The organism is Acinetobacter sp. V110_1, assembly GCF_031798975.1.
Taxonomy (GTDB): domain Bacteria; phylum Pseudomonadota; class Gammaproteobacteria; order Pseudomonadales; family Moraxellaceae; genus Acinetobacter; species Acinetobacter nosocomialis_A.
In genome coordinates this window covers 851,989-871,714 of the sequence record NZ_JAVQNN010000030.1, presented here as the reverse complement: position 1 = coordinate 871,714, position 19,726 = coordinate 851,989, and the positions used below count along the sequence as shown (strand labels likewise).

Annotated in this window: 19 protein-coding genes; 10 read left to right on the top strand and 9 right to left on the bottom strand. The window is 37.4% G+C overall.

What is annotated here, in order from left to right; genetic code table 11:
* The first annotated feature begins 38 nt into the window (after window positions 1–38).
* From RMA95_RS15060 to RMA95_RS15045, 4 genes are all read left to right on the top strand, one after another.
* Complete coding sequence (locus tag RMA95_RS15060; protein ID WP_311071630.1) at window positions 39–422, top strand: PaaI family thioesterase; 384 nt, start codon at window positions 39–41, stop codon at window positions 420–422.
* A gap of 166 nt (window positions 423–588) precedes the next feature.
* Window positions 589–1,797, top strand: coding sequence for an ABC-three component system protein (locus tag RMA95_RS15055; RefSeq protein WP_032003356.1), 1,209 nt, complete (start codon window positions 589–591; stop codon window positions 1,795–1,797).
* Window positions 1,797–2,267 (top strand): three component ABC system middle component, encoded by a 471-nt coding sequence (locus RMA95_RS15050; protein ID WP_002048330.1) that lies wholly within the window; start codon window positions 1,797–1,799, stop codon window positions 2,265–2,267. The genes RMA95_RS15055 and RMA95_RS15050 overlap by 1 nt, the downstream gene beginning before the upstream one ends.
* Window positions 2,264–4,111 carry a DUF3732 domain-containing protein gene (locus RMA95_RS15045; protein ID WP_311071625.1) on the top strand — a complete coding sequence of 616 codons (1,848 nt, stop codon included), beginning with the start codon at window positions 2,264–2,266 and terminating at the stop codon, window positions 4,109–4,111. Before RMA95_RS15050 ends, RMA95_RS15045 begins: the two co-directional genes overlap by 4 nt.
* Before the next feature lie 467 nt (window positions 4,112–4,578).
* Here RMA95_RS15045 and RMA95_RS15040 read toward each other — a convergent pair whose 3' ends face one another.
* Window positions 4,579–5,421 (bottom strand): IS3 family transposase, encoded by an 843-nt coding sequence (locus RMA95_RS15040; RefSeq protein WP_311072309.1) that lies wholly within the window; start codon window positions 5,419–5,421, stop codon window positions 4,579–4,581.
* 32 nt (window positions 5,422–5,453) lie between these two features.
* The gene (locus RMA95_RS15035; RefSeq protein ID WP_311071623.1) at window positions 5,454–5,963 is read right to left on the bottom strand and encodes a transposase; all 510 of its coding nucleotides are present in this window, start codon (window positions 5,961–5,963) and stop codon (window positions 5,454–5,456) included.
* Window positions 5,964–6,378: 415 nt separating this feature from the next.
* On the opposite strand from RMA95_RS15035, the gene RMA95_RS15030 reads away from it, so the two are divergent.
* Both RMA95_RS15030 and RMA95_RS15025 read left to right on the top strand, forming a co-directional pair.
* On the top strand, window positions 6,379–6,963 hold the full coding sequence (locus tag RMA95_RS15030; protein WP_311072307.1) for a TetR/AcrR family transcriptional regulator: 585 nt from the start codon (window positions 6,379–6,381) through the stop codon (window positions 6,961–6,963).
* A gap of 235 nt (window positions 6,964–7,198) precedes the next feature.
* Entirely contained in the window at window positions 7,199–8,539 is a 1,341-nt protein-coding gene (locus RMA95_RS15025) for an aspartate aminotransferase family protein (protein WP_002157177.1), read from the top strand.
* Between the two features lie 155 nt (window positions 8,540–8,694).
* Here the strand turns inward: RMA95_RS15025 and RMA95_RS15020 are convergent, their stop codons facing one another.
* The 3 genes from RMA95_RS15020 to RMA95_RS15010 all read right to left on the bottom strand — a co-directional run bounded on the left by RMA95_RS15020 (window position 8,695) and on the right by RMA95_RS15010 (window position 12,439).
* On the bottom strand, window positions 8,695–9,729 hold the full coding sequence (locus RMA95_RS15020) for an AraC family transcriptional regulator (RefSeq protein ID WP_198078839.1): 1,035 nt from the start codon (window positions 9,727–9,729) through the stop codon (window positions 8,695–8,697).
* A gap of 308 nt (window positions 9,730–10,037) precedes the next feature.
* On the bottom strand, window positions 10,038–11,363 hold the full coding sequence (locus tag RMA95_RS15015; RefSeq protein ID WP_311071620.1) for a haloacid dehalogenase-like hydrolase: 1,326 nt from the start codon (window positions 11,361–11,363) through the stop codon (window positions 10,038–10,040).
* Between the two features lie 74 nt (window positions 11,364–11,437).
* Complete coding sequence (locus RMA95_RS15010; RefSeq protein WP_100192724.1) at window positions 11,438–12,439, bottom strand: phosphotransferase enzyme family protein; 1,002 nt, start codon at window positions 12,437–12,439, stop codon at window positions 11,438–11,440.
* Window positions 12,440–12,620: 181 nt separating this feature from the next.
* Between RMA95_RS15010 and eat the strand changes: the two genes are divergently transcribed.
* The 3 genes from eat (at window position 12,621) to RMA95_RS14995 (ending at window position 16,071) form a co-directional block, all read left to right on the top strand.
* On the top strand, window positions 12,621–14,036 hold the full coding sequence (eat, locus tag RMA95_RS15005) for an ethanolamine permease (protein WP_077168353.1): 1,416 nt from the start codon (window positions 12,621–12,623) through the stop codon (window positions 14,034–14,036).
* Between the two features lie 385 nt (window positions 14,037–14,421).
* Complete coding sequence (locus RMA95_RS15000; RefSeq protein ID WP_311071617.1) at window positions 14,422–15,486, top strand: catalase family peroxidase; 1,065 nt, start codon at window positions 14,422–14,424, stop codon at window positions 15,484–15,486.
* A gap of 12 nt (window positions 15,487–15,498) precedes the next feature.
* Window positions 15,499–16,071 (top strand): cytochrome b/b6 domain-containing protein, encoded by a 573-nt coding sequence (locus tag RMA95_RS14995; protein ID WP_311071615.1) that lies wholly within the window; start codon window positions 15,499–15,501, stop codon window positions 16,069–16,071.
* Window positions 16,072–16,315: 244 nt separating this feature from the next.
* Here the strand turns inward: RMA95_RS14995 and RMA95_RS14990 are convergent, their stop codons facing one another.
* The 3 genes from RMA95_RS14990 to RMA95_RS14980 form a co-directional block, all read right to left on the bottom strand.
* Window positions 16,316–16,669, bottom strand: a complete 354-nt coding sequence (locus tag RMA95_RS14990) for a hypothetical protein (protein WP_100291339.1) — start codon at window positions 16,667–16,669, stop codon at window positions 16,316–16,318.
* Window positions 16,666–17,016 carry a hypothetical protein gene (locus RMA95_RS14985; RefSeq protein ID WP_077168356.1) on the bottom strand — a complete coding sequence of 117 codons (351 nt, stop codon included), beginning with the start codon at window positions 17,014–17,016 and terminating at the stop codon, window positions 16,666–16,668. The genes RMA95_RS14990 and RMA95_RS14985 overlap by 4 nt, the downstream gene beginning before the upstream one ends.
* A 216-nt stretch (window positions 17,017–17,232) precedes the next feature.
* Window positions 17,233–18,144 carry a LysR substrate-binding domain-containing protein gene (locus tag RMA95_RS14980; RefSeq protein ID WP_311071612.1) on the bottom strand — a complete coding sequence of 304 codons (912 nt, stop codon included), beginning with the start codon at window positions 18,142–18,144 and terminating at the stop codon, window positions 17,233–17,235.
* Between the two features lie 98 nt (window positions 18,145–18,242).
* On the opposite strand from RMA95_RS14980, the gene RMA95_RS14975 reads away from it, so the two are divergent.
* Window positions 18,243–18,839 carry an NAD(P)H-dependent oxidoreductase gene (locus RMA95_RS14975; RefSeq protein ID WP_311071611.1) on the top strand — a complete coding sequence of 199 codons (597 nt, stop codon included), beginning with the start codon at window positions 18,243–18,245 and terminating at the stop codon, window positions 18,837–18,839.
* A gap of 57 nt (window positions 18,840–18,896) precedes the next feature.
* Here the strand turns inward: RMA95_RS14975 and pobR are convergent, their stop codons facing one another.
* Window positions 18,897–19,712 (bottom strand): IclR family transcriptional regulator PobR, encoded by an 816-nt coding sequence (gene pobR, locus RMA95_RS14970; RefSeq protein ID WP_004887747.1) that lies wholly within the window; start codon window positions 19,710–19,712, stop codon window positions 18,897–18,899.
* Window positions 19,713–19,726 lie beyond the last annotated feature (14 nt).

The following is a 19,726-nucleotide window of genomic DNA, read 5'->3' as shown; positions in this document are numbered from 1 at the left end:
AAAACTTAGGGAATACTCGCACGAGTAGGGAGACGTTTGTGCAAAATATGGAAAATACTACGGTTGATCAATTCGCAGAGCTATTAGGTGTACAAGTGCTGCATCGCAGTTTTGACGAAGCGCATTGTCAGCTTAATGTGAAAGATGAGCACATGAATGCGTTGGGCGGCGTACATGGCGGAGTCATATTTTCTTTAGCCGATATTGCTTTTGCGATGGCTTGTAATGCAGGGGATGCACCTTATACTGGCCTACAGGCGGATATTCGCTATATGAGTGGGGCGAAAGATAGGGTGTTATTTGCAACGGCAACCAAGGTTGGAAGTAGTAAAAAATTCGCGCATTATGAAGTGGTGATAACAGATGGTTTGAATAATAGAGTCGCTTTATTTACATCTACGTGTTACAGGCTTGCGCCGTGATAGGCGGTTATGAGGTTGTTATATCTAAAGTAGAACTTAACTAAATTGATAAATGTATTATAAGATATAAAAAAGACGTTGCTTAAATTTTATAAATACAGATAATGGCTGACATTATCTGTATTTTTCTATGAAAAATTTCCATTCATATTAATGGGTTTACTAAATGAAGAATGATATAAAAACTTTTACTGATAAAACAAATGCTGATAATAAAGAGATCGGCTTTCAGTATCAGTATTACTATTTTTTATATAAGTTACTTAATCTGAAGAAAGGACAATCTGTGGGCCTTGAAGTCAGGGATGATGTTCATACAACACTTAAAAATAATCAACAAATACTTATTCAACTTAAACATACAGTCAGAAAAAATGCTTCTGATAACGCTGTTTCCTTAGCGGAATTGGATGTTGATTTATGGAAGACTTTATATAATTGGGCAAATATAATTGTAGATAAAACAGCTGGTCGAGCAGAAAAGAGTCAACAGATAGATTTTATATCTAGAACTGAATTTCATTTAGTAACTAATAAAACTGAAAGTAAAAAAAATTATTTTTTGGAAATTATAGAAAAATATAAGAAGAAAGAAAGTACTTTTCATGAGCTTAGAGCTCATATTGTTGTTTTATATGAAAAAACAGATAATGATAACATTAAAAAGTATATAAATTTTTTACTTGAATTAGATGAAGAAGTACAAGCTAATTTTTTGGAAAAAATTTATTTAGAGCTTGATCAAGATGATTTAGATATATTAATAAAAGAATCAATAAGAGATAAGATGATTGATGAAAGTCGGATTCAGGAAGTCTATGAGCGATTAGACTCAAATATAAGATTTGATAATTTTATAAATATTAAAAATGGGGGTAAAGTAGAAATTAATTTTGATGATTTTTATAAACGTTATAGAAATATTTTTAGCACAGCTCGAACACCTTTACAGTTAAGTAAGTCTTTTCAACCAGTGTTACCTGATGATCTTTTTTCACAGAACTTTATTAAGCAATTAATAAATATACAAGCTATGAAAGTAAATGACATGGAAAAAGCTATAAAATATACTAGTCAAAGATTAAAAATAATCAGGTTTTTAGATGAATGGTTGCAAAATGGAGAAATTATTTATGATGAAATTAATGATTTTCATAGTGATGTGACGAATAAATGGGAAAATGAGTTTGAACATTGGTGTGAAAGTTGCCATGACATGGATATTGTAAAAAATGCAAGAGAATTATTGCGAAATCTTCGTATTATAGAGTTTACGATAGCAAACAATAAACTTAATACAGAGCTAAGTAACGGTGAGCTTTATCATTTATCCAATGAAAACTTAATAGGTTGGCATAGAGATTGGAACAAATAGTGAAAACATCCGAAGATAATAATTATCGAATTTTTTGGGACGGTTATAATAATATTGGTATAGGGGCGGTAGCTTTAGCTACGGTTATGAACGAAGTAAAAAGTTTGTCTATTTCCAAATCATTATTAATTTTACCATTAGTAATACATCAACCGACATTGCAATTACTATCTCATAAACGAACAACTTTTAAAGGATCAGCTTCCTTTGTTTCAACATATCCACGATTATTAACAAATTTTAATAGACGTTATTTTAGCACTCTACCACTTACGTTGAACTCTATTCAAATTTTAATAAATTTAAATTACTTAGAATTCAATGAAAATATTGAGCTAAGAAATATTCTGGATATCGATAAAGAATTCGGTGAGAGGGCAATTAAGATCTCAAAAGCAGCTAATAAAATTTCAGAGCTGCTACAAGAATCTGAAGAAGAACTTTATTTAAACTTTAGAGTAAAATTATGAATTTTGGATTAGATGCGATTGTTCTATGGTCAAGAAAAAATGAACTTCGAAAATTAGATTTTAAGAGAAATAAAATTAATGTGATAACTGGGGGAAGTCAAACTGGCAAATCAACTTTATTAAAGATTTTTGATTATTGTTTTTTAGCTAGTGAACATAATATTCCTCATGATATTATTAATGATAACGTGAGCTGGTATGGTATTAAGTTTTATATTAATAATAAAAATTATTTTCTAGCTCGTAAAAGTCCATCTGAAAGAGGTGTTTCGGATGAATATTATTTTTCATCTTTAGGTGTTATTCCAGAAATTATTAAAACAAATATAAAAGAAGATGTGTTAAAAGGAATAATTGCTTCTGAGTTTGGATTAGATGAGAGGGTAAAATTACCTTTTGGAGGAAGTTCTTTAAGAGCTGGTAGTAAAGTATCTTTTAGATATTTTTTCCTTTTTAATATGATTTCAGATGATATTATTATAAATAGTAAAAATTTTTTTGATAAACAAGAAATCCCAAGATACCGTGAAGCATTACCAAGAGTTTTTGATTTAGCTTTAGGTATTGATGATTTAAATAATATTTTGGCCCAAGAGAAAAAAGATTCTTTACTTAAAGATATTCTTAAATGGGAAAAAAGAGAAAAACTTTTAAATGAGGGTAAAAATTCTTTCGATTTTGAAGTTAGAAATATAGCTTCAAAAGCTGTTGCTTATGGCCTTATTTCCCAAGTTGATACTAATATATTACCGATCGATTTATATAGTTTATTAGAGAATACTAAAACTATTCCTGATTATGATTTTTCAACAAAAAGACGTGAAGAAATCAATTCAAGATTATTTATTATCAATAAGCAGTTAAAAGAATGTTCTCAATTTAATGATGATTATTCAAATTATAAGAAAATTTTAAAAAACTCTAGAGATAGTTTAAAGCCGATTGAAGCTTTAGTAAAAAGATCAAATGAAGTGGTTAAATCTGAAGTTTTTGATGAATTAATTAGTGCTCTAAAATTAGATCTTTCGAATATTAAAAAAGAAATTCAAGCTAAACAGCCCGTAGAAAGTCAGATAAATTCTGAGATAATCCGACTTAAAGTTGAGAAAGAAAAGTTAATGTATGAGCTCCAAGTACTACCTGAGGCTCCTCAATCATTTTTGGAGTTGCAAAATAAATGGGAATTTATTGGTGAGGCAAAAGGCAAACTTAGTATTTATACGCAGCTAGAAAGTAATAAGTTATCTAATAATTTGCCTGAGATCAACGATATTGAAAATGAATATAATTCAATTAATGTTAAAAATGTTGAAGATGAAAGAGTAGCTACCATTGGTTTGATTGATGAGGTTGCTACTGAATTAATGCAACAGGTAAATGGTGCACTAGATAATTATGCAAATTGGTATGCAAGTTTTAATTATAAAGATAAGAAGATTCAACTAAGAAAGCCGAAGTCTACCCTAATTGAAAATATTGGTAGTAGTTCAAATCATATGTTTTTACATTTAATTCATTTTTTATCTTTGCATGAAGTAGCAATTAATAAAGGATCTAAATTTGTACCTTCTTTTTTAATAATAGATCAACCAAGTAGACCTTATTGGGGTGATGATGGTGCATCAAAAGATGTAAAGTATAGTGATCAAGAGAAAATAAAAATTGCTTTTCAGCTGTTAAATAATTTTATTGATACTGTGAATATTAATTATAAGCATGAATTTCAAATATTAATGTTTGAACATGTACCATCTATTATGTTTAAAGGTTTGAATAATATTCATTTGTTGGATCCTTTTAGGGGCGGTAATGCTTTAATTCCAGAAAATTGGTATAAGGAATAAAATATTTGCTGATATAACCATATACCTATAATGATTTTTTATAAGTATATGGTTGTTTTTTTATAGGATTTATTAATAATAAATTTGTATTATTGAAAAAAGATTAGAGAAGCACCAAAATTTAAAACGAATAAAGTGTTAACGAATCTCTAATTTCCCAATTATATTGCAAAGTTAGCACCAAATTAAATATTACCCCTCTATAACCCCCACTTAACAATAACCCACCCATTATTTAGCCTTACTTTTCTAATGATTTAATTTAAAACAAATGGCATTTTGTGTGCTTGACTGCAAAAGGGTTGGGCACTATTCTTTGCCTGCTGGTCACATTACCAGCCGGTCGTCGCGGACCGAGTACAACAGCATCAGAATTATTCCTTTCTGAGGGATAATTTTGTGTGAGCATCTCCTCGTCTCCTCCCGTAGCGGTAGGATGACCTGACCCCATAAAGTTGGACAGTTAGTTAAGCAGTTTTTATAAACAGGTTTCTATATTGTACAGGGGATAAACCTTGTAGCTTCACCTTGATTCTCTCATGATTATAATAATGAATGTATTCTCGTATAGTTTTCTCTAATTCATCAATTGATTGAAATTTTTCACCATGAAAGCACTCCGATTTTAATATTCCAAAGAAGCTTTCTATTACAGCATTATCTAAGCAATTTCCTTTACGAGACATACTTTGGATTAAACCATGTTGCTTTAATTGCTGTTGGTAATGAGCCATTTGATATTGCCATCCTTGATCTGAATGGAGAATTGGTTTCTCATGTCGTTGAAGTTTAGCTAAAGCATGAATGAGCATATCTTTCACTAACTCATAATTGAGTTTACGTTGGATTCGGAAGGTAATAATTTCCCCATTAAATAAATCTATAATTGGCGATAGATAAAGTTTTTCACCATTTACATTAAATTCCGTTACATCAGTTGCCCATTTCTGGTTGGGATGGTTCGCTTTAAATTGCCGTTGCATAATGTTATCGGCCACCGTTCCGACACAACCACTTTTATATGAGCGATATTTTAGTGCTCTGATACGTGATTTAAGTCCCATGGTTTTCATAAGGCGATATACACATTTATGGTTGATTATTATTCCTATACTTTTCAGAGCAAGAGTAATTCTACGATAGCCATAGCATCCCTTATGCTTGTGATATATAGACTTGATCTGCTGTTTTAACTCAGTATATTTATCATTAGAGCGTACAGCTTTCATGTGATAGAAATAAGTACTACGAGCAATCTTGGCAATACTGAGTAAGAGCTTTAATGGATAAATTTGCCTTAATTCTGAAATAACTTGAACACTGTCTGCAGTAGAAATTGAATTTAAGTATGTTGCTTCAGTTTTAAGGCTTTTAGCTTTTTTAAAAAGGCAACCTCTGCTCGTAAAGCAGTCACTTCATCAATGAGCTCCTGCTGAGATTTATCTTTGTCATCTTTTACAGGCTTGGTTATTTTAGTTTTATCTTGTTTAAGCATATTGGTATAAATCCTCGTGGTATTAAACCCAGCAATCCCTTCTTTATGATACTGAGCTAGCCATCTTCTTAAAATTGACGTCCCGCTCAGATTTAACCGTCTTCTAACTTCTCTTACCGGTATCTTATCAAGAAGCATTTGTACAGCCTTGATTTTAAATTCGGAAGAGTAGTAGGTTTTTTTAGTTTTAACATTCAGGCCATCTTCACCTTGTGCCTTATAGTTTTCAATCCATAAGCGGATGGTTTGGATATCTACATTAAATTCTTGTGAAAGGATTTTATATCCTTTACTTCCATCTAAATAAGCTTGAATGACTTTTAATTTTAACTCTTTTGAATGCTTCGGAATTGGCATAGGGCACACCTCATAAGTTTAAAAAGTCTAACTTATGGGGTGCAGTTCAGGACGGGAGAGGGACACCTTCGGGTGTGCTGGTTGTTGTACCAGTCCGCGAACCTTCTTCCGTTCTGCCACCATAATTTCTATTCATGTCGGCAGAACTCCCAATAATAAGGAGTTGGCTTTGCACATCCATTATTTCTTGGCTCTCAATGCCAAAAGCTATAACGACACAGCTTAAAAATTAAAGCAGCTTGATGACCTTTAGGGTTTTCAGGCTTTAAAACATTTTTACTTAAAACTTAGCAACAACAAAACTCGAGATGTGCCAAGCACAGTCTTTACGGCTTTGCTGTGCCTTTTTTCTCCCAAAAGGGGCACAGGCTTTTTATCTCATTTAGAAACAACAAGAATTTATAACGGAAAAATTATGCGAAATTTAGAAATCTCTTCCAAAAAACTACAGGTTGTTCAAACCGCAATTCAACTCTTTACTACTCGTGGCTTTCACACTGTAGGTGTAGACCTGATTGCTAAAGAATCCCAAATCACTAAATCTACGTTTTATAAATATTTTGGTTCAAAAGAACGCTTAGTTGAAATGTGCATCGCCTTTCAAAAAAGCCTGCTCAGAGAGAAAGTGCTCGCTATTATTTACTCAAGCTGTTATTACGCGTCAAAAGATAAACTCAAAGAAATTATTGTTTTACATACCAATTTAAACAGTCTCTATAACCTTTTACTGAAAGCCATTTTTGAAATAAAACTGCTTCATCCTCAGGCTTACAACATGGCGGTTGAATACCGAAAGTGGCTGCGCCATGAAATTTTTGATTTGATTTTTAGCGGAGAAATCCGTGAGCCACAATTCGATGCCAACATGGTGGTAAACCTGATAGATGGTTTACTACTACAGGTTTTAGGCTCGCAAGGTTTGGAGGAAAGAGATGTAGTGTTGGATTATTTTTTAAATTCTTTTGTTAGAAACTTTAGCCCACGATTACAGGAAGCATAAGCCCTAATGATAAATAGCGATTAGATGAGTTTTGAGCATTGCAATAACAGAGCAATAAGTTGACTTCAAATTGTGGCTTAAGTGGTCTGAGGTCAAGTTTTTTTAAAGATACTTAAGCAATATGGTTTGCGTAACTTCAATCAAATACTGAAATATGTCGAATTAGCGTATGAGTTGCCTACATCAGTCATCGTGTCACGCAAAAGTATGCTGAATATAAATAGAGGAGTCATTCATGGGTACGCGTTCAACCATTATGGATACCAATAGCTTTCGTCCAGAACATGCTGCTGAGCTGGACCATGCTACCCGCAAACTGACCGATAAAAGAAATAAAATTTTAGGTGAATCCTATCGCTTGTTTTATCGCAATCCCGTGCATCTGGTAAAAGGACAGGGACAATATTTATGGGATGCAGCAGGTCATCAATATCTAGATGTTTACAACAATGTTGCCAGCATTGGTCATTGTCATCCTGCGGTGATTGAAGCTGTAAATGAGCAAATGAAAATGCTTAATACCCATACCCGTTATTTACATGAAAATATTTTGGATTATACCGAAGAACTTTTACAAACCACTCCCGATGAAATTGACCGTGCCATGTACATGTGTACGGGTTCAGAAGCGAATGATTTAGCGATTCGTATTGCCCGTGAATATAGCGGCGGTACAGGAATTATTGTGTCTCAAGAGTCGTATCATGGAACCAGTAGCTTAACCTCAGGATGCTCTCCAGCACTTGGAACTGAGCAGCCTTTAGATGCTACAACTCGTTTAGTTCCAGCACCCGATTATTATCGAATTCAAACTGATGATTTAGGTACTTGGTTCGCGCAGCAGATTCAACAACAAATTGATGATATGAACGCAAAAGGCATTAAGTTTGCAGGTTTTTTGGCGGACTCAATATTTTCTTCTGACGGTGTAATGCCTAATCCTGTTGGATTCTTACAAAAAGCGGTTGATGTTGTGCATGCCAATGGCGGTATCTTTATTGCTGATGAAGTACAACCGGGTTTTGCGCGCACTGGCGATTCTTTCTGGGGCTTTGGTCGCCACAATGTTGTGCCTGATATCATTACCACAGGTAAACCAATGGGTAACGGAGTTCCAGTGTCAGGGCTTTTAGCCAAGAGTGAAGTCCTCGCTGCTTTTAGCGATAAAATTCCATATTTTAATACCTTTGGCGGTAATCCTGTTTCTATGGCAGCGGCACAGGCTGTACTTAAAGTTATTCAGGAAGAAGAATTGCAAACCCATAGTAAATATGTGGGAGGGCTACTTCTCAAAGAACTCACTAAACTTATGGACAAACATGAGATGGTGGGCGATGTCCGTGGCGCTGGTCTGTTTATAGGGTTTGAACTGGTTAAAGATAGAGCGACAAAAGAGCCGAATAAAGCATTGGCTTTGAACCTTATTGAAGAGCTTAGAAATACTCATCGAGTTTTAACCTCAGTTGCAGGTCCTTATGGCAACGTATTGAAATTGCGCCCACCTTTGGCTTTCCAAATAAAAGATATCGATTGGTTAGTCGGTGCTTTGGATCAAGCATTAACAAAATTAAAGTAAGTCACTTTAAATATAAAAAATACCCTTCAAGTTGGATGTTAAATCTAATTTGAAGGGTATTTTGTTGTTCAATTATCTTATGTGTCTTTAGACGTTATCTCGAATTGCTTAAATAATAAAAAGGCCTTCATTTAAAGGCCTATATTTGCAATGTTTTAGTGTCTTAATTGACGTGGTGTAACACCAAACCAGCGTTTAAATGCACGTGATAAAGCACTTACTTCTGAGTAACCTAACAGGAATGCCATTTCTGAAATTGGAATATTTTTTTGTTTAATATAATGTTCGGCCAATTCACAACGAACCTGATCGACTAAATGGGTAAAGGTGAGTCCTTCATTTTTTAAACGGCGGGTAAGGGTGCAACTCGTTAAACCAATATCATGAGCGATTTTTTCAAGGTTTGGTTCACCTTCACTGAGTTCAAGTTGGATGTGGGAACGTACCTGATCTGCAAGACTTTGACTTGGTGAAGAGCGATTGAGTAACAGCAGCGTATCTAAAATTACCGTTAATAAAATAGAATCACGTCCCGGCATAGTATGCTGGACGTCTTTTTTTGAAATGATGATGGAATTAAAAGGTTGATCAAAATAAACAGGCGCGTTAAATAATTTGCTGTGTTCTTGCCAGAATTCAGGTCGAGTATGCTCAAAGTGAATGGCACGTGGTGAATAATGAGGACCCATCACTTCACGGATCACGTTCATAAACATGCCCATGGTCAGTTCTGCATCTTGGCGGCGCGTTAAAATCGCGCCGTGTTGAACCTGATAATCTATGCGCCAGCTATCTCCTAAATCTACCATTCGATTGAGCGTATCTTTCTGATGCAAATAAAAATTATTGGTCATGTTCATGAGTGCAGATTCTAATGTGTTTGAACAAAGACCAATGTACCCAATGAGCCCTAATGATTTCGGTTGAAACTGTTGACCATAGTGCAGACCAAAATTATCACAACCAGAAACCAGTGCTGCCTGTTCTAGCACCTTGCAATAATTAGGCAGTTGTAAGCTCAACGTTGGGCTAATTAAAAGTTCAGGATTAATACCACTAATACCTAAAACGCGATCAACATCTGCACCTTTTTGGCGAATAAACTCGCTTAATCCAGAGGCAGCTGCAGACAATACACCTTGATTACACATATTTGAATCGACAAGATGAGCTGGGTTGAGATGTAACATGTCAAGTCTCATGATATTTATTCCTAACTATTCTTATATTAAGCAAAAGCCATACCAGTTTTTGCTTACGTCCTTGATTTTGTGTTGTTAAAAGTTTTTATAAAATAATGACTTATGTGTTGCTGTTTTAAGTTTCAGGCTTGATTCTTTAAGAAGAGATCAAGAGTTGTATTTAACGTTGGGTAGCGAACTAAAAGAAGGCAGAAAATGCATTAGAGATAGGCAAACAGGGCAGAACTAAAACAAGAAATTAAGCGACTTCTCATGCATACAACATGTATTGTAGGCATGAGAAAATAAGTGAAATACTAATTTTTTGTAGTTTTTGCCGTTTGTGCGCCATAACTTAAACTGGCCATTGAGGGTCTAAATTGACCTGTATTGGCATCGCGGCCCTGTAGTAAGAACTTAGTATTGGCTTGACCGTAGCTCTGCACAGCCTGCTGAGAAAATTTCCCAATATCTGAACTCGGACTGCGCAATCGGTTAATAATCAGTACCTTCTGAGTCGCCGCAAAATCTTGCATCATATTTTGATCGCCTTCACTGTCACCCGCGATAAAAATTGGCCCGTAACCATATTTAGAGACTAAAAAACGCTGGATGGTTGCGGTTTTGCCTTTACCTTGAGTTTGCGCATAGCCATGACGAAACTCAGGTAAAATTCGATTTTGTGCATCTCGTTCTAGCTCCATGGCGTAGGCATTTTTTTCATTAATGTTATAGCCGATCTCTGGATTAGAAATAATTTCCTTAATCACATCAATAAAAGATGCCGAGCATACATAGACATCAACTCCATTATCCTGAAAGGCCTTAAATAGATTTTGCATTTCACGGTATGGCCTTAAACCATTTTCCCAAGTGGTTTTCACAACGCCTGCTTGGCCCGAAAGTGCTACGGGAGAAGTCCATGTTACAGGTCCAATCGGTTGCTGCATTTGCCAAGCCACCGTTGCTTTCACCAAATTACGGACTTGTTGTTCGGTAAGCCCGGTAAATAAATAAGTGACCCACGGATATGCGACTTCATGATCAAACGTGTCTCCAATTGCCGCATATAGATATCTCATTTTAGTAATGAAATCGAGATAATGTGGATCTTGTTTAATTTGATCCAGACTCTGTTTACCTTTTAGACCGCTATAGTGGTGATAAAGCCATGTGTAGCTGGCAATAATATCTGGGGCAATTTTATCAATATTGACGGCTTGGCCTTGCTGGTTATTGTAGGCCGCTTCAAAGTTTTGCGAGCTAATTCCTTTACGAATAATCTGATTAAGCTGTTCTGGCGTGACATTAAACGCTAAATGTTCAAGCTGATAAATTAAAGTTGCTTCTTCGATGTCTAAAAATACCGAGGTATTGTCAAAGTCAGTGACAATATATGGGCGTTTGTCAGGATTGTAGTTTGGGCTATCTTTTCCATAGCTAGCAATCAATTGATTAAGTTGGTCAAAGTTAAAAGCGTCCCATTGACCTTTTTGGATATATTCCTTTTTGGGAATAGCGACTGCGGGAGATGTGCTTTGTATAGGGTTATAGTTACATGCGCTTAGAGCAATCATACTTGCCAGACTACTGGTGAGTAATAGTGCTTTGGCAACTTTGCTCAGTTGATGGGTAGCTTGCATAAACCCTTCCTTTAAATTCTATAAAATTTAAAAACTAAAAATTGAAAATGAAGAAAAGCGATCTAAATCACTTTTCAAATTCCTACAGGCATTTGTCCGTTTAGATATTTTTTACAGAGACGCACAGTTTCATTGGACCACTGGTCTCCAAGACTTTGAGCCATTTCTGTTTGTGCATGAGAACCATTCCAAGCCATCATTTGAATGCGGCGTTGCATGATAAAAGTCGGGATCATTTCATATTCTTCAGACTGAATATGACCTACGCGCTCGTAGCCTTTTAACCAGTAATCAACCCAATGCGGCGCATTTGCATAATGTTCATTGAAGCTAATTGCAGCGGCGAGGTCATGCATAAACCAGCTCATGCCGCAGTCATCAAAATCGATCACGCCGATACGTTCTTGTTGTAGTAATAAATTGGTTAAACGCAAATCGGCATGAATCAGGCCATAACGTTCTTGGGTTTTGCCAAAGAAATTTAAATCTTTCGCAATTTGTGCAATGGCTTCTTCAATTACGCCGTGATCTTGTGGTCTTAAGTGAGGTGCATTTTTCCAGTTTCCCCAGTGTCCATCTGCACCGACCATGGTTTCATGGTTCCACACAATACGTTGAAAGTTTTCAGGCGCTTGCCATGTCTTACTATGTACGTGCAACTTTGCGGTAATTTGTCCTAATTGTTCAAATGCAGTGGGGTCAACTTCAACCGTCGGCATATCGCCCTCAACCCAGTTAAAAAGAACTGCATAACGACAAATATCATTTGATAGTTTCAAGGTAATGACGCGTTCACCCGATTGATCTGCAATCGCAACAGGAACTTGAATACCACTCGCATTTAATGCATCTAACCATTCAAGCTCACTTTGTATATCCAGTTTGCTGTGATAGTTGGGACGATGGATTCGAAGTGCATATCGGGCAGAACCAGTCGAAACCTGAAACGTTGCATTTTCAGACTGACACAGTAGTTTGACCTGTCCTTGATAGTCTGATGGATACTGCTTAATTGCTTGTTCTGCCAGTATTTGTAATTGAACTTGGCTTAAAAATTCATTTTGTTCTACAGACATAACCCAACTCCTCAATTTAATTTTTAAACACGTTTTGTGTTGAGATGCCGTCGATCTTATAAAAGAAAAAATGAATCAACTTGACTTCAAGTGGTCGGGGAGATGTTTTGCTGTCAAGTTTTATGAATATCTTTTGCGCAACTATTGGTGGTGTAAATTTGGTCGATAAGGCAATACGACAATGAAAGAATCTGAATTAAGCGTAGATGTGAGTGCTCTACAACAGGACGCAGAGTATTTTGCAAAACGTCAGTTAAAAAAGGGGGCAGTAGGTTGGTTACTTTTAGTGGGGCTAGGTGTCTCTTACGTCATTTCGGGTGACTTTGCAGGTTGGAATTTTGGGCTGGCACAAGGCGGCTGGGGAGGGCTCTTTATTGCAACAGTCATCGTCGCGTTTATGTATCTCTGCATGAGCTTTGTAATGTCTGAGATGTCGACGATGTTGCCCACCGCTGGCGGAGGCTATAGTTTTGCCCGTGTTGCATTTGGTCCTTTTGGAGGATACCTCACAGGGACTGCGATTTTAATTGAATATGCAATTGCACCTGCTGCCATTGCCGTATTTATTGGGTCATATTGCCAATCACTCTTTGGAATTGGCGGCTGGGCTGTTTATTTAATTTGCTATTTAGTTTTTATGGGCATTCATCTGAAAGGTGCAGGTGAAGCGCTGAAAATCATGTTTGGAATTACCGCCGTTGCTTGTATTGCACTGGTCGTATTTATTGTCGCGATGCTTCCCCATTTTGACAGTGCACGTTTGTTTGATATTCCAGTCAGTTCTCATGCAGGTGCAAGTAGCTTTTTGCCGTTTGGCTATATGGGAATATGGGCCGCAGTACCTTATGCCATCTGGTTTTTCCTTGCAGTTGAAGGGGTGCCACTGGCAGCCGAAGAAGCAAAAGATCCAGTACGTTCGTTGCCACGTGGCTTGATTGGTTCAATGTTGATATTGGCATCGTTTGCACTTTTAATTTTATTTTTGGGAGCAGGCGCTGCGGGTTCAAATGCTTTAAAAAATTCAGGGGCACCTTTAGTTGATGCACTCATTGCGGTATATGGTCAGCACACATGGTTGGCAAGTTTTGTTAACTTTGTGGGTCTTGCTGGACTTGTCGCCAGTTTCTTCTCAATTATTTATGCCTATTCACGCCAGATTTTTGCATTGTCACGTGCGGGATATTTACCAAAAAACTTATCGCTTACCAATGAAAATAAAGCGCCATATTGGGCCATTATCATTCCGGGCATTATCGGCTTCTTACTTTCTTTAACAGGTGAGGGTGACTTACTCATTTTAATGGCTGTATTCGGTGCAACAATCTCTTATGTGTTAATGATGCTCTCACATATCAAGTTGCGTTTATCTCGTCCTGAATTACCACGTCCGTATAAAACGCCTGGAGGAATATGGACGTCTTGTATCGCTTTGATTCTTGCTGCTGTTGCTGTAGTTGCAGGTTTAATGGTGAATCCAAAAGTTTGGTTATTGGCCGCGCTGATTTATGTCGGATTTATACTCTATTACTTGTTATATAGCCGTCACCATTTGGTGAAAGGCACGCCTGAGCAAGAGTTCGCCATGATTGATGACTAATTTTAAGTGGGTTAAAAATAAAGAGGCTTCGGCCTCTTTTAAATTTTTATAAGTTATATCTGACTCATGGAATCAATTATTTTCGCCAGTAAGATCACATCTTCGGACTTTCGCTGTCAATGTGGAGGCTTTTATATTTTTCGTTGCCATGCTTTATTTATATGCATTCAAATGTTAATAAACTTAATACTAACCTCACGGTAGGTAACTTATATGGCTCACAAATAAATATTATATTAAGGCTTATCACTATTAGATCTAGAAATTTCGGGATTTTATTTACTTAGCTAATCTTGAACATAATTCCATCAATATAAGTAATACTCTTTTTTATAGGATCAAACTTTTTTATAAATGCAGCTATATAATTTACACAGGATGAAGAATGAATAATTTGAATTTTAAAACTCTAAAGAAGTACTGGCTGCGATTCGTGGGTATTGCTGTAATCGCAGGTTTTTTAGTATTGGCATTTGCTTGGACTGCTGGTCTATTTGGACATCGAACAACATCCAAAACTTTTTTGGGTGACACAATAAACAACTTTGATCCCGGATATCGACGTGCACACGGTAAAGGGATTTGCTTTGATGGCACTTACCATAGTAATGGTGCAGCAGCAGCACTCTCGAAAGCCACTGTATTTGCCAAGTCTGATATACCGGCAATTGGCCGATTTTCTATTGGAAGTGGTAATCCGCATGCGGCAGATAATTCTACCGCAACAGTGAGTATGGCTTTATTACTTTCTCCAGCCGATCATTCGCAGTGGCGCATGAAATTAAACAACTTTCCCTATTTCCCGACTCGAAATGCTGAAGGTTTTTTGGCGCAGCAAAAAGCATTTAAACCCGTTCCATCTACTGGTAAACCTGACCCAGCCCTTGTTGAGGCGTTTTTAAAAGAATATCCCGAAGCGCGTAAGTCTATAGAGCAAAAGGCCAAGATGCCATTAACCGGTAGTTTTAGCGGCGCAGAATTTTATGTCGTAAATGCCTTTATATTGCGAGCCGCCAATGGACAAGAACAGCCAGTCCGTTGGTCTATGCGTCCTCATTCAAAATTTATTAGTCTGACCAAAGAACAACGTGATCAAGCTGACCATGATTTCTTATTTAAAGACATCAAAAAACGTTTGGCTGAAGGGCCGCTCTATTGGGACTTGGTTTTGCAACTTGCCGAGCCAGGAGACCCAGTGAATGACCCATCTCAGCCTTGGCCAAAAGACCGTAAAGAAGTTATAACCGGAACATTAGAAGTCAAAAATGTGACTGATCAGGTAAATGGCGCATGTCGTGATATTAACTTTGACCCAACTTTGGTACCACCCGGAATTGAGTTATCAGATGATCCAGTACTCGCTGCACGAGCGGCGATCTATTCAAAGTCTTACAATGCTCGATTACGTGAAATTGGATTTGGCAAAGCAACCGATGCCGTGGGCAAATAGGAGAGCTGAACAATGCAAAATAAATCTAGCGATAATGCTCCACGTCATTTTAATTTGACTGCTCGAATACTGCATTGGCTTATGGCGGCAGCAATTTTGGCCATGCTATTTATTGGGGTAGGAATGACCACCTCAATTACATGGCGTCCGTGGTTAATCGATATTCACCGTCCTTTAGGAATCGCAATCTTACTATTGGTGATCATCAGATTAATAAATCGACTTTATTACCCAATTCCACCTTTGCCGCCGACTGTACCGCGCTGGCAGGCGTTTCTTGCTCATGCATCACATTGGCTACTTTATATTTTGATGTTTAGTTTGCCATTGCTCGGATGGGCAACGCTATCGGCAGGTAATTGGCCTGTCACTTTATTTCCGGGTTGGGACCTTCCGCCTATAGCACCCACTAACTCTACACTTTATGCTTGGTTCCGTACATTACATGGAATTTTGGCTTGGCTATTATTTGCTGTCGTTATTGGTCATCTATCTGCTGCGTTATTACATGCATGGATTTATCGCGATGGCGTATTTTCGAGTATGGCTTTGGGGTCTTCTTCTAAAAAAGAGGACACTTACTAGTTTGCTTGAAGTTTTTTGATTGAACGATGAGTTAATACTGAGGTTTTTATAGGGTTTATTTAAAATATATAAATAAACTCGCCGATATAACAACTTAAAATAGAATTGATTTCTCAAGTTGAGAAATCAATTCAGCTATTTAGATACCTTCAAAAAAATTCATCATGACATCACAGCAGTCTTAGCGTTTACTTTTACCAATCCGACAGATCGTGAGGAGAGGGCTGGGAAGATGATAGAGGGCTTAAGGGTTGATCTTGCCACGTCGTGCATCCACGACATAATTGCCATCCACACAATTAATTGATATCAGATTACCACTCTCATCTACATAGTCAGCATTCAAAACCGAACTACATGGATGTTGTTGTAGTCTCAGCGCACTAGCCACAGCCTCTAATATTTCGGTCTGAGTTGCAGCACGCTCGGTTGGCATCTTTGGCATTTCAGCTATTTGATTGGCATTAAAATAAACATTTTGCGTAAAACCGAGTAATTGACCAAGTAAGGCTTGAGACAATTCTTGTTGGGGCTGCGCATTAACATTGCTAATCAGCATTGCTGAAACAAACCCAAATAGGCAAATGCGTGATTTCATTTACCTTTAACCTCACCTGTTAGAGGCAACACTTGATAGCTTTCCCCGCCAGCACACTTCACTGATATTTTTGAACCATTGGCATCTAGTGCACGAGCGTCAACCACACTATTGCAGTTTTTACCACGAACTCGAACACCAGCCGCAACACCATTATAAAGTTCAGCTTTCGTCAACGGATGTCCTTTAGGAAATTGAGGCATATCCGCTGCTTTTTTTATACCTGCAAATGCGTTATATACAAAAGCTCTCAAACCCAAGTGAGTTGCATCCATAGGGGCTTCCTCGGCGTGAGCAGCAGAGACCAATAAAAAACCTGTAAGCAATGCGATAACGTTATATTTCATATAAGTAATTCTTGTAAAGTGAATCGAGCGAATACTCACATAAACGCTTTTTATAGTCAAGAAAGTTGAACTTTACTTTATTGATTTTCTTCTAATAAAATAATAACTTAACAGTTATCTTAAGTGCGCTGCATAGTGAAGAGGTACGGTTGAAAATTTGATTGAGAAGACGAGGCTTATTAAAGCTTAATTCCTCATGTTAAGGCCTCTTTTATTTTAAGCTTGTTTGTTCAGTTCAGACGGTAAATGCTGTGTTAAATAATCAATTGCAAGACGGATTTTTAGTGGCATAAACGGTAACGCAGGCCATACCAAATGAATCGGAAAAGCAATGCTCGACATGTTTTCTAACACTTGTACAAGCTTTCCTTCACGTAATTCATTCTGAATGAGCCAATCGGGCAACCACGCGATACCCACATCAGTAAGCGCGGCATCTTTAATGGCTTGCAAGTCATTTAAAAGAAGCTTTGCTTTAGGTTTAAAAAATACAGGCTCGCTATTTTCCTGTTGAAGTTGCCATTTTTTTATTTGACCAAAATGCGGATCGGCAATCGTGGCGTGATGGTCTAAGTCCTCAATATGTTCTAGGGGACCTGCTTCATTTAAATAGTCAGGTGAGGCACAAAGTAGCATTCGATGCTCACCAATCGGTTTGGCAACGAGCTGAGTTGTATCAGGCAATGTTCCGATTCTTATACATAAATCAAAACCTTCTTCGACCAAGTCTACAGTTCGGTCATTAAATGAAATTTCTAGCTGTAAGTCCGTATGCTGCTGAGCAAATTTAACCATGAGCGGGGCAGCAAAGACTTGTCCGAATAGCACTGGCACAGACATTCGCAAACGGCCTGTTGCGTTAATTTTCCCTTGGTCTAACAAAGCTGCCGCATTTTGTATTTCACTCAATGCTCGGCGGCTATGTTCATAAAACAAAGCACCTTCATCAGTCATGTTAAGCGAACGTGTTGTTCTTTTAAATAGAGCCACACCAAGCTGATCTTCAAGACGGGCAATATTTTTACTTATGGCTGAGCGAGTTAAATGCAATTGTTCGGCAGCTTTTACAAAACTTCCAGCTTCAACCACAGTCACAAATATAGAAATTGCACTTAGCTCATGTTGCATGATTGTTGCCTAAAAGGAACCAATAATAAGAAATAATATCACCACTGTTGAATTTATTGTGGAGTTAATATGGCTCCATTGAAAACGTGGAGATGGTCATGGCTAAAATATTGGTATTAAAATCCAGCATTATGGGTAAGGGTTCACAAACCAATCGCCTTATTGATGTAATGCTTGAACACCGTAAAGACCAAGGTTTACAAGATGACATCACCATACGCAATTTAGCTGAAATGAACCTGCCTGTATTAGATTTGGAAATTTTTCAGGCGCTGCGTGGGGCTGAAAATGTAAATCAAGACATTCAACGAATTGTTGCTTTGTCTGATGAATTAATTGCTGAATTAAAAAGTGCCGATTTACTAATTATTGGCGCACCCATGTACAACTTAAATGTACCGACTCAACTCAAAAACTGGTTTGATTTAGTGGCACGCGCAAGACAAACATTCCGCTATACCGAAACTTATCCTCAAGGTTTGGTTGAAGGGGTAAAAGCGGTAGTGGTAAGTAGTCGGGGTGGTATTCATGTTGGCCAAGAAACTGAGGCAGTAACACCTTATCTCAAAGCAGTGTTAGGGCTAATGGGCATTCATGAGGTTGAATTTATCTATGCAGAAGGTCTAGATATGCAAGCTTATCGCAGCAATGCAATAGGCCTCGCAAACCAGCGAGTTAAAGAATTCGCTATTTAAAATTATGAGTTGAAACTCTTGTATTCCTATATGGATAACAAGAGTTTCTAAGTTTATTTAAATCACATTTCTAAGTTCATTTGCCGTGTTGCGTAGCAATGGCAAAATTTGCTGAACCAAATAATCTTCTTGTACGCGGTTGGTTTGAGACATGCAGTTAAGTGCTGCTATGGCTTGACCTTGTGCATTAAATACAGGCACCGCAATCGCAATCACACCAAGCTCATGTTCTTCTTTGGAAAGACAATAATCCGATAACGAAATACCCTTAAGCACTTCAAAAAACTTTGACTCATCTACAATGGTAAAAGGGGTTAAGCGTTTTAAACCATAAGTTTTGACCCACGTATGTTGTGCTTCTTCGGGTAGTGCTGCCAGCAATACTTTACCTGTGGAAGTGGCATGGGCAGGGAGACGGTTTCCTAAATGCATACCATAAGGGCTAACACGCAAATTATCTTGTTGTGGTAAATAACTACGGGCAATCGGCACCACTTCGTTATCGTCCAGAACCACAATTGAAAAAGTCAGTGACGTTTGCGCGCACAAAAGATTTAAAAATGACTGAGCAACTTTAGGCAGGTGGGCAGAGCTTAAATAAGAACTCGAAAAACGCAGCACGCGATGAGTGAGCCAAAAGTAATGTTCATCGGTTTCTAAATAGCCTAAATATTTTAGAGTTTTCAAATACCGCCTTGCCGCGGTACGACTAATGCCAGTTCGTTCGGCTACTTGAGTGACATTGAGCCGCTGCCGATCTGTTCCAAAAGCTTCCAGTAAAGCCAAGCCTTTTGCTAACCCTGCAATGTAGTCATCTTGACGAATTTTTTCATGCGAGTTTGGGTGCTCTAGAAAAGCATCGAGAGAAGGCATCCTTTCATTCCTGT

What these genes read in the sequence shown, in the direction of transcription:
- RMA95_RS14985 (WP_077168356.1), bottom strand. Translation starts at nt 17,016, where the DNA reads ATGAAATATAACGTTATCGCATTGCTTACAGGTTTTTTATTGGTCTCT.
- RMA95_RS15035 (WP_311071623.1), bottom strand. Translation starts at nt 5,963, where the DNA reads ATGCCAATTCCGAAGCATTCAAAAGAGTTAAAATTAAAAGTCATTCAA.
- RMA95_RS15045 (WP_311071625.1), top strand. Translation starts at nt 2,264, where the DNA reads ATGAATTTTGGATTAGATGCGATTGTTCTATGGTCAAGAAAAAATGAA.
- RMA95_RS15015 (WP_311071620.1), bottom strand. Translation starts at nt 11,363, where the DNA reads ATGCAAGCTACCCATCAACTGAGCAAAGTTGCCAAAGCACTATTACTC.
- RMA95_RS15000 (WP_311071617.1), top strand. Translation starts at nt 14,422, where the DNA reads ATGAATAATTTGAATTTTAAAACTCTAAAGAAGTACTGGCTGCGATTC.
- RMA95_RS15030 (WP_311072307.1), top strand. Translation starts at nt 6,379, where the DNA reads ATGCGAAATTTAGAAATCTCTTCCAAAAAACTACAGGTTGTTCAAACC.
- pobR (WP_004887747.1), bottom strand. Translation starts at nt 19,712, where the DNA reads ATGCCTTCTCTCGATGCTTTTCTAGAGCACCCAAACTCGCATGAAAAA.
- RMA95_RS14990 (WP_100291339.1), bottom strand. Translation starts at nt 16,669, where the DNA reads ATGAAATCACGCATTTGCCTATTTGGGTTTGTTTCAGCAATGCTGATT.
- eat (WP_077168353.1), top strand. Translation starts at nt 12,621, where the DNA reads ATGAAAGAATCTGAATTAAGCGTAGATGTGAGTGCTCTACAACAGGAC.
- RMA95_RS15025 (WP_002157177.1), top strand. Translation starts at nt 7,199, where the DNA reads ATGGGTACGCGTTCAACCATTATGGATACCAATAGCTTTCGTCCAGAA.
- RMA95_RS15055 (WP_032003356.1), top strand. Translation starts at nt 589, where the DNA reads ATGAAGAATGATATAAAAACTTTTACTGATAAAACAAATGCTGATAAT.
- RMA95_RS15010 (WP_100192724.1), bottom strand. Translation starts at nt 12,439, where the DNA reads ATGTCTGTAGAACAAAATGAATTTTTAAGCCAAGTTCAATTACAAATA.
- RMA95_RS14980 (WP_311071612.1), bottom strand. Translation starts at nt 18,144, where the DNA reads ATGCAACATGAGCTAAGTGCAATTTCTATATTTGTGACTGTGGTTGAA.
- RMA95_RS15020 (WP_198078839.1), bottom strand. Translation starts at nt 9,729, where the DNA reads ATGTTACATCTCAACCCAGCTCATCTTGTCGATTCAAATATGTGTAAT.
- RMA95_RS14975 (WP_311071611.1), top strand. Translation starts at nt 18,243, where the DNA reads ATGGCTAAAATATTGGTATTAAAATCCAGCATTATGGGTAAGGGTTCA.
- RMA95_RS14995 (WP_311071615.1), top strand. Translation starts at nt 15,499, where the DNA reads ATGCAAAATAAATCTAGCGATAATGCTCCACGTCATTTTAATTTGACT.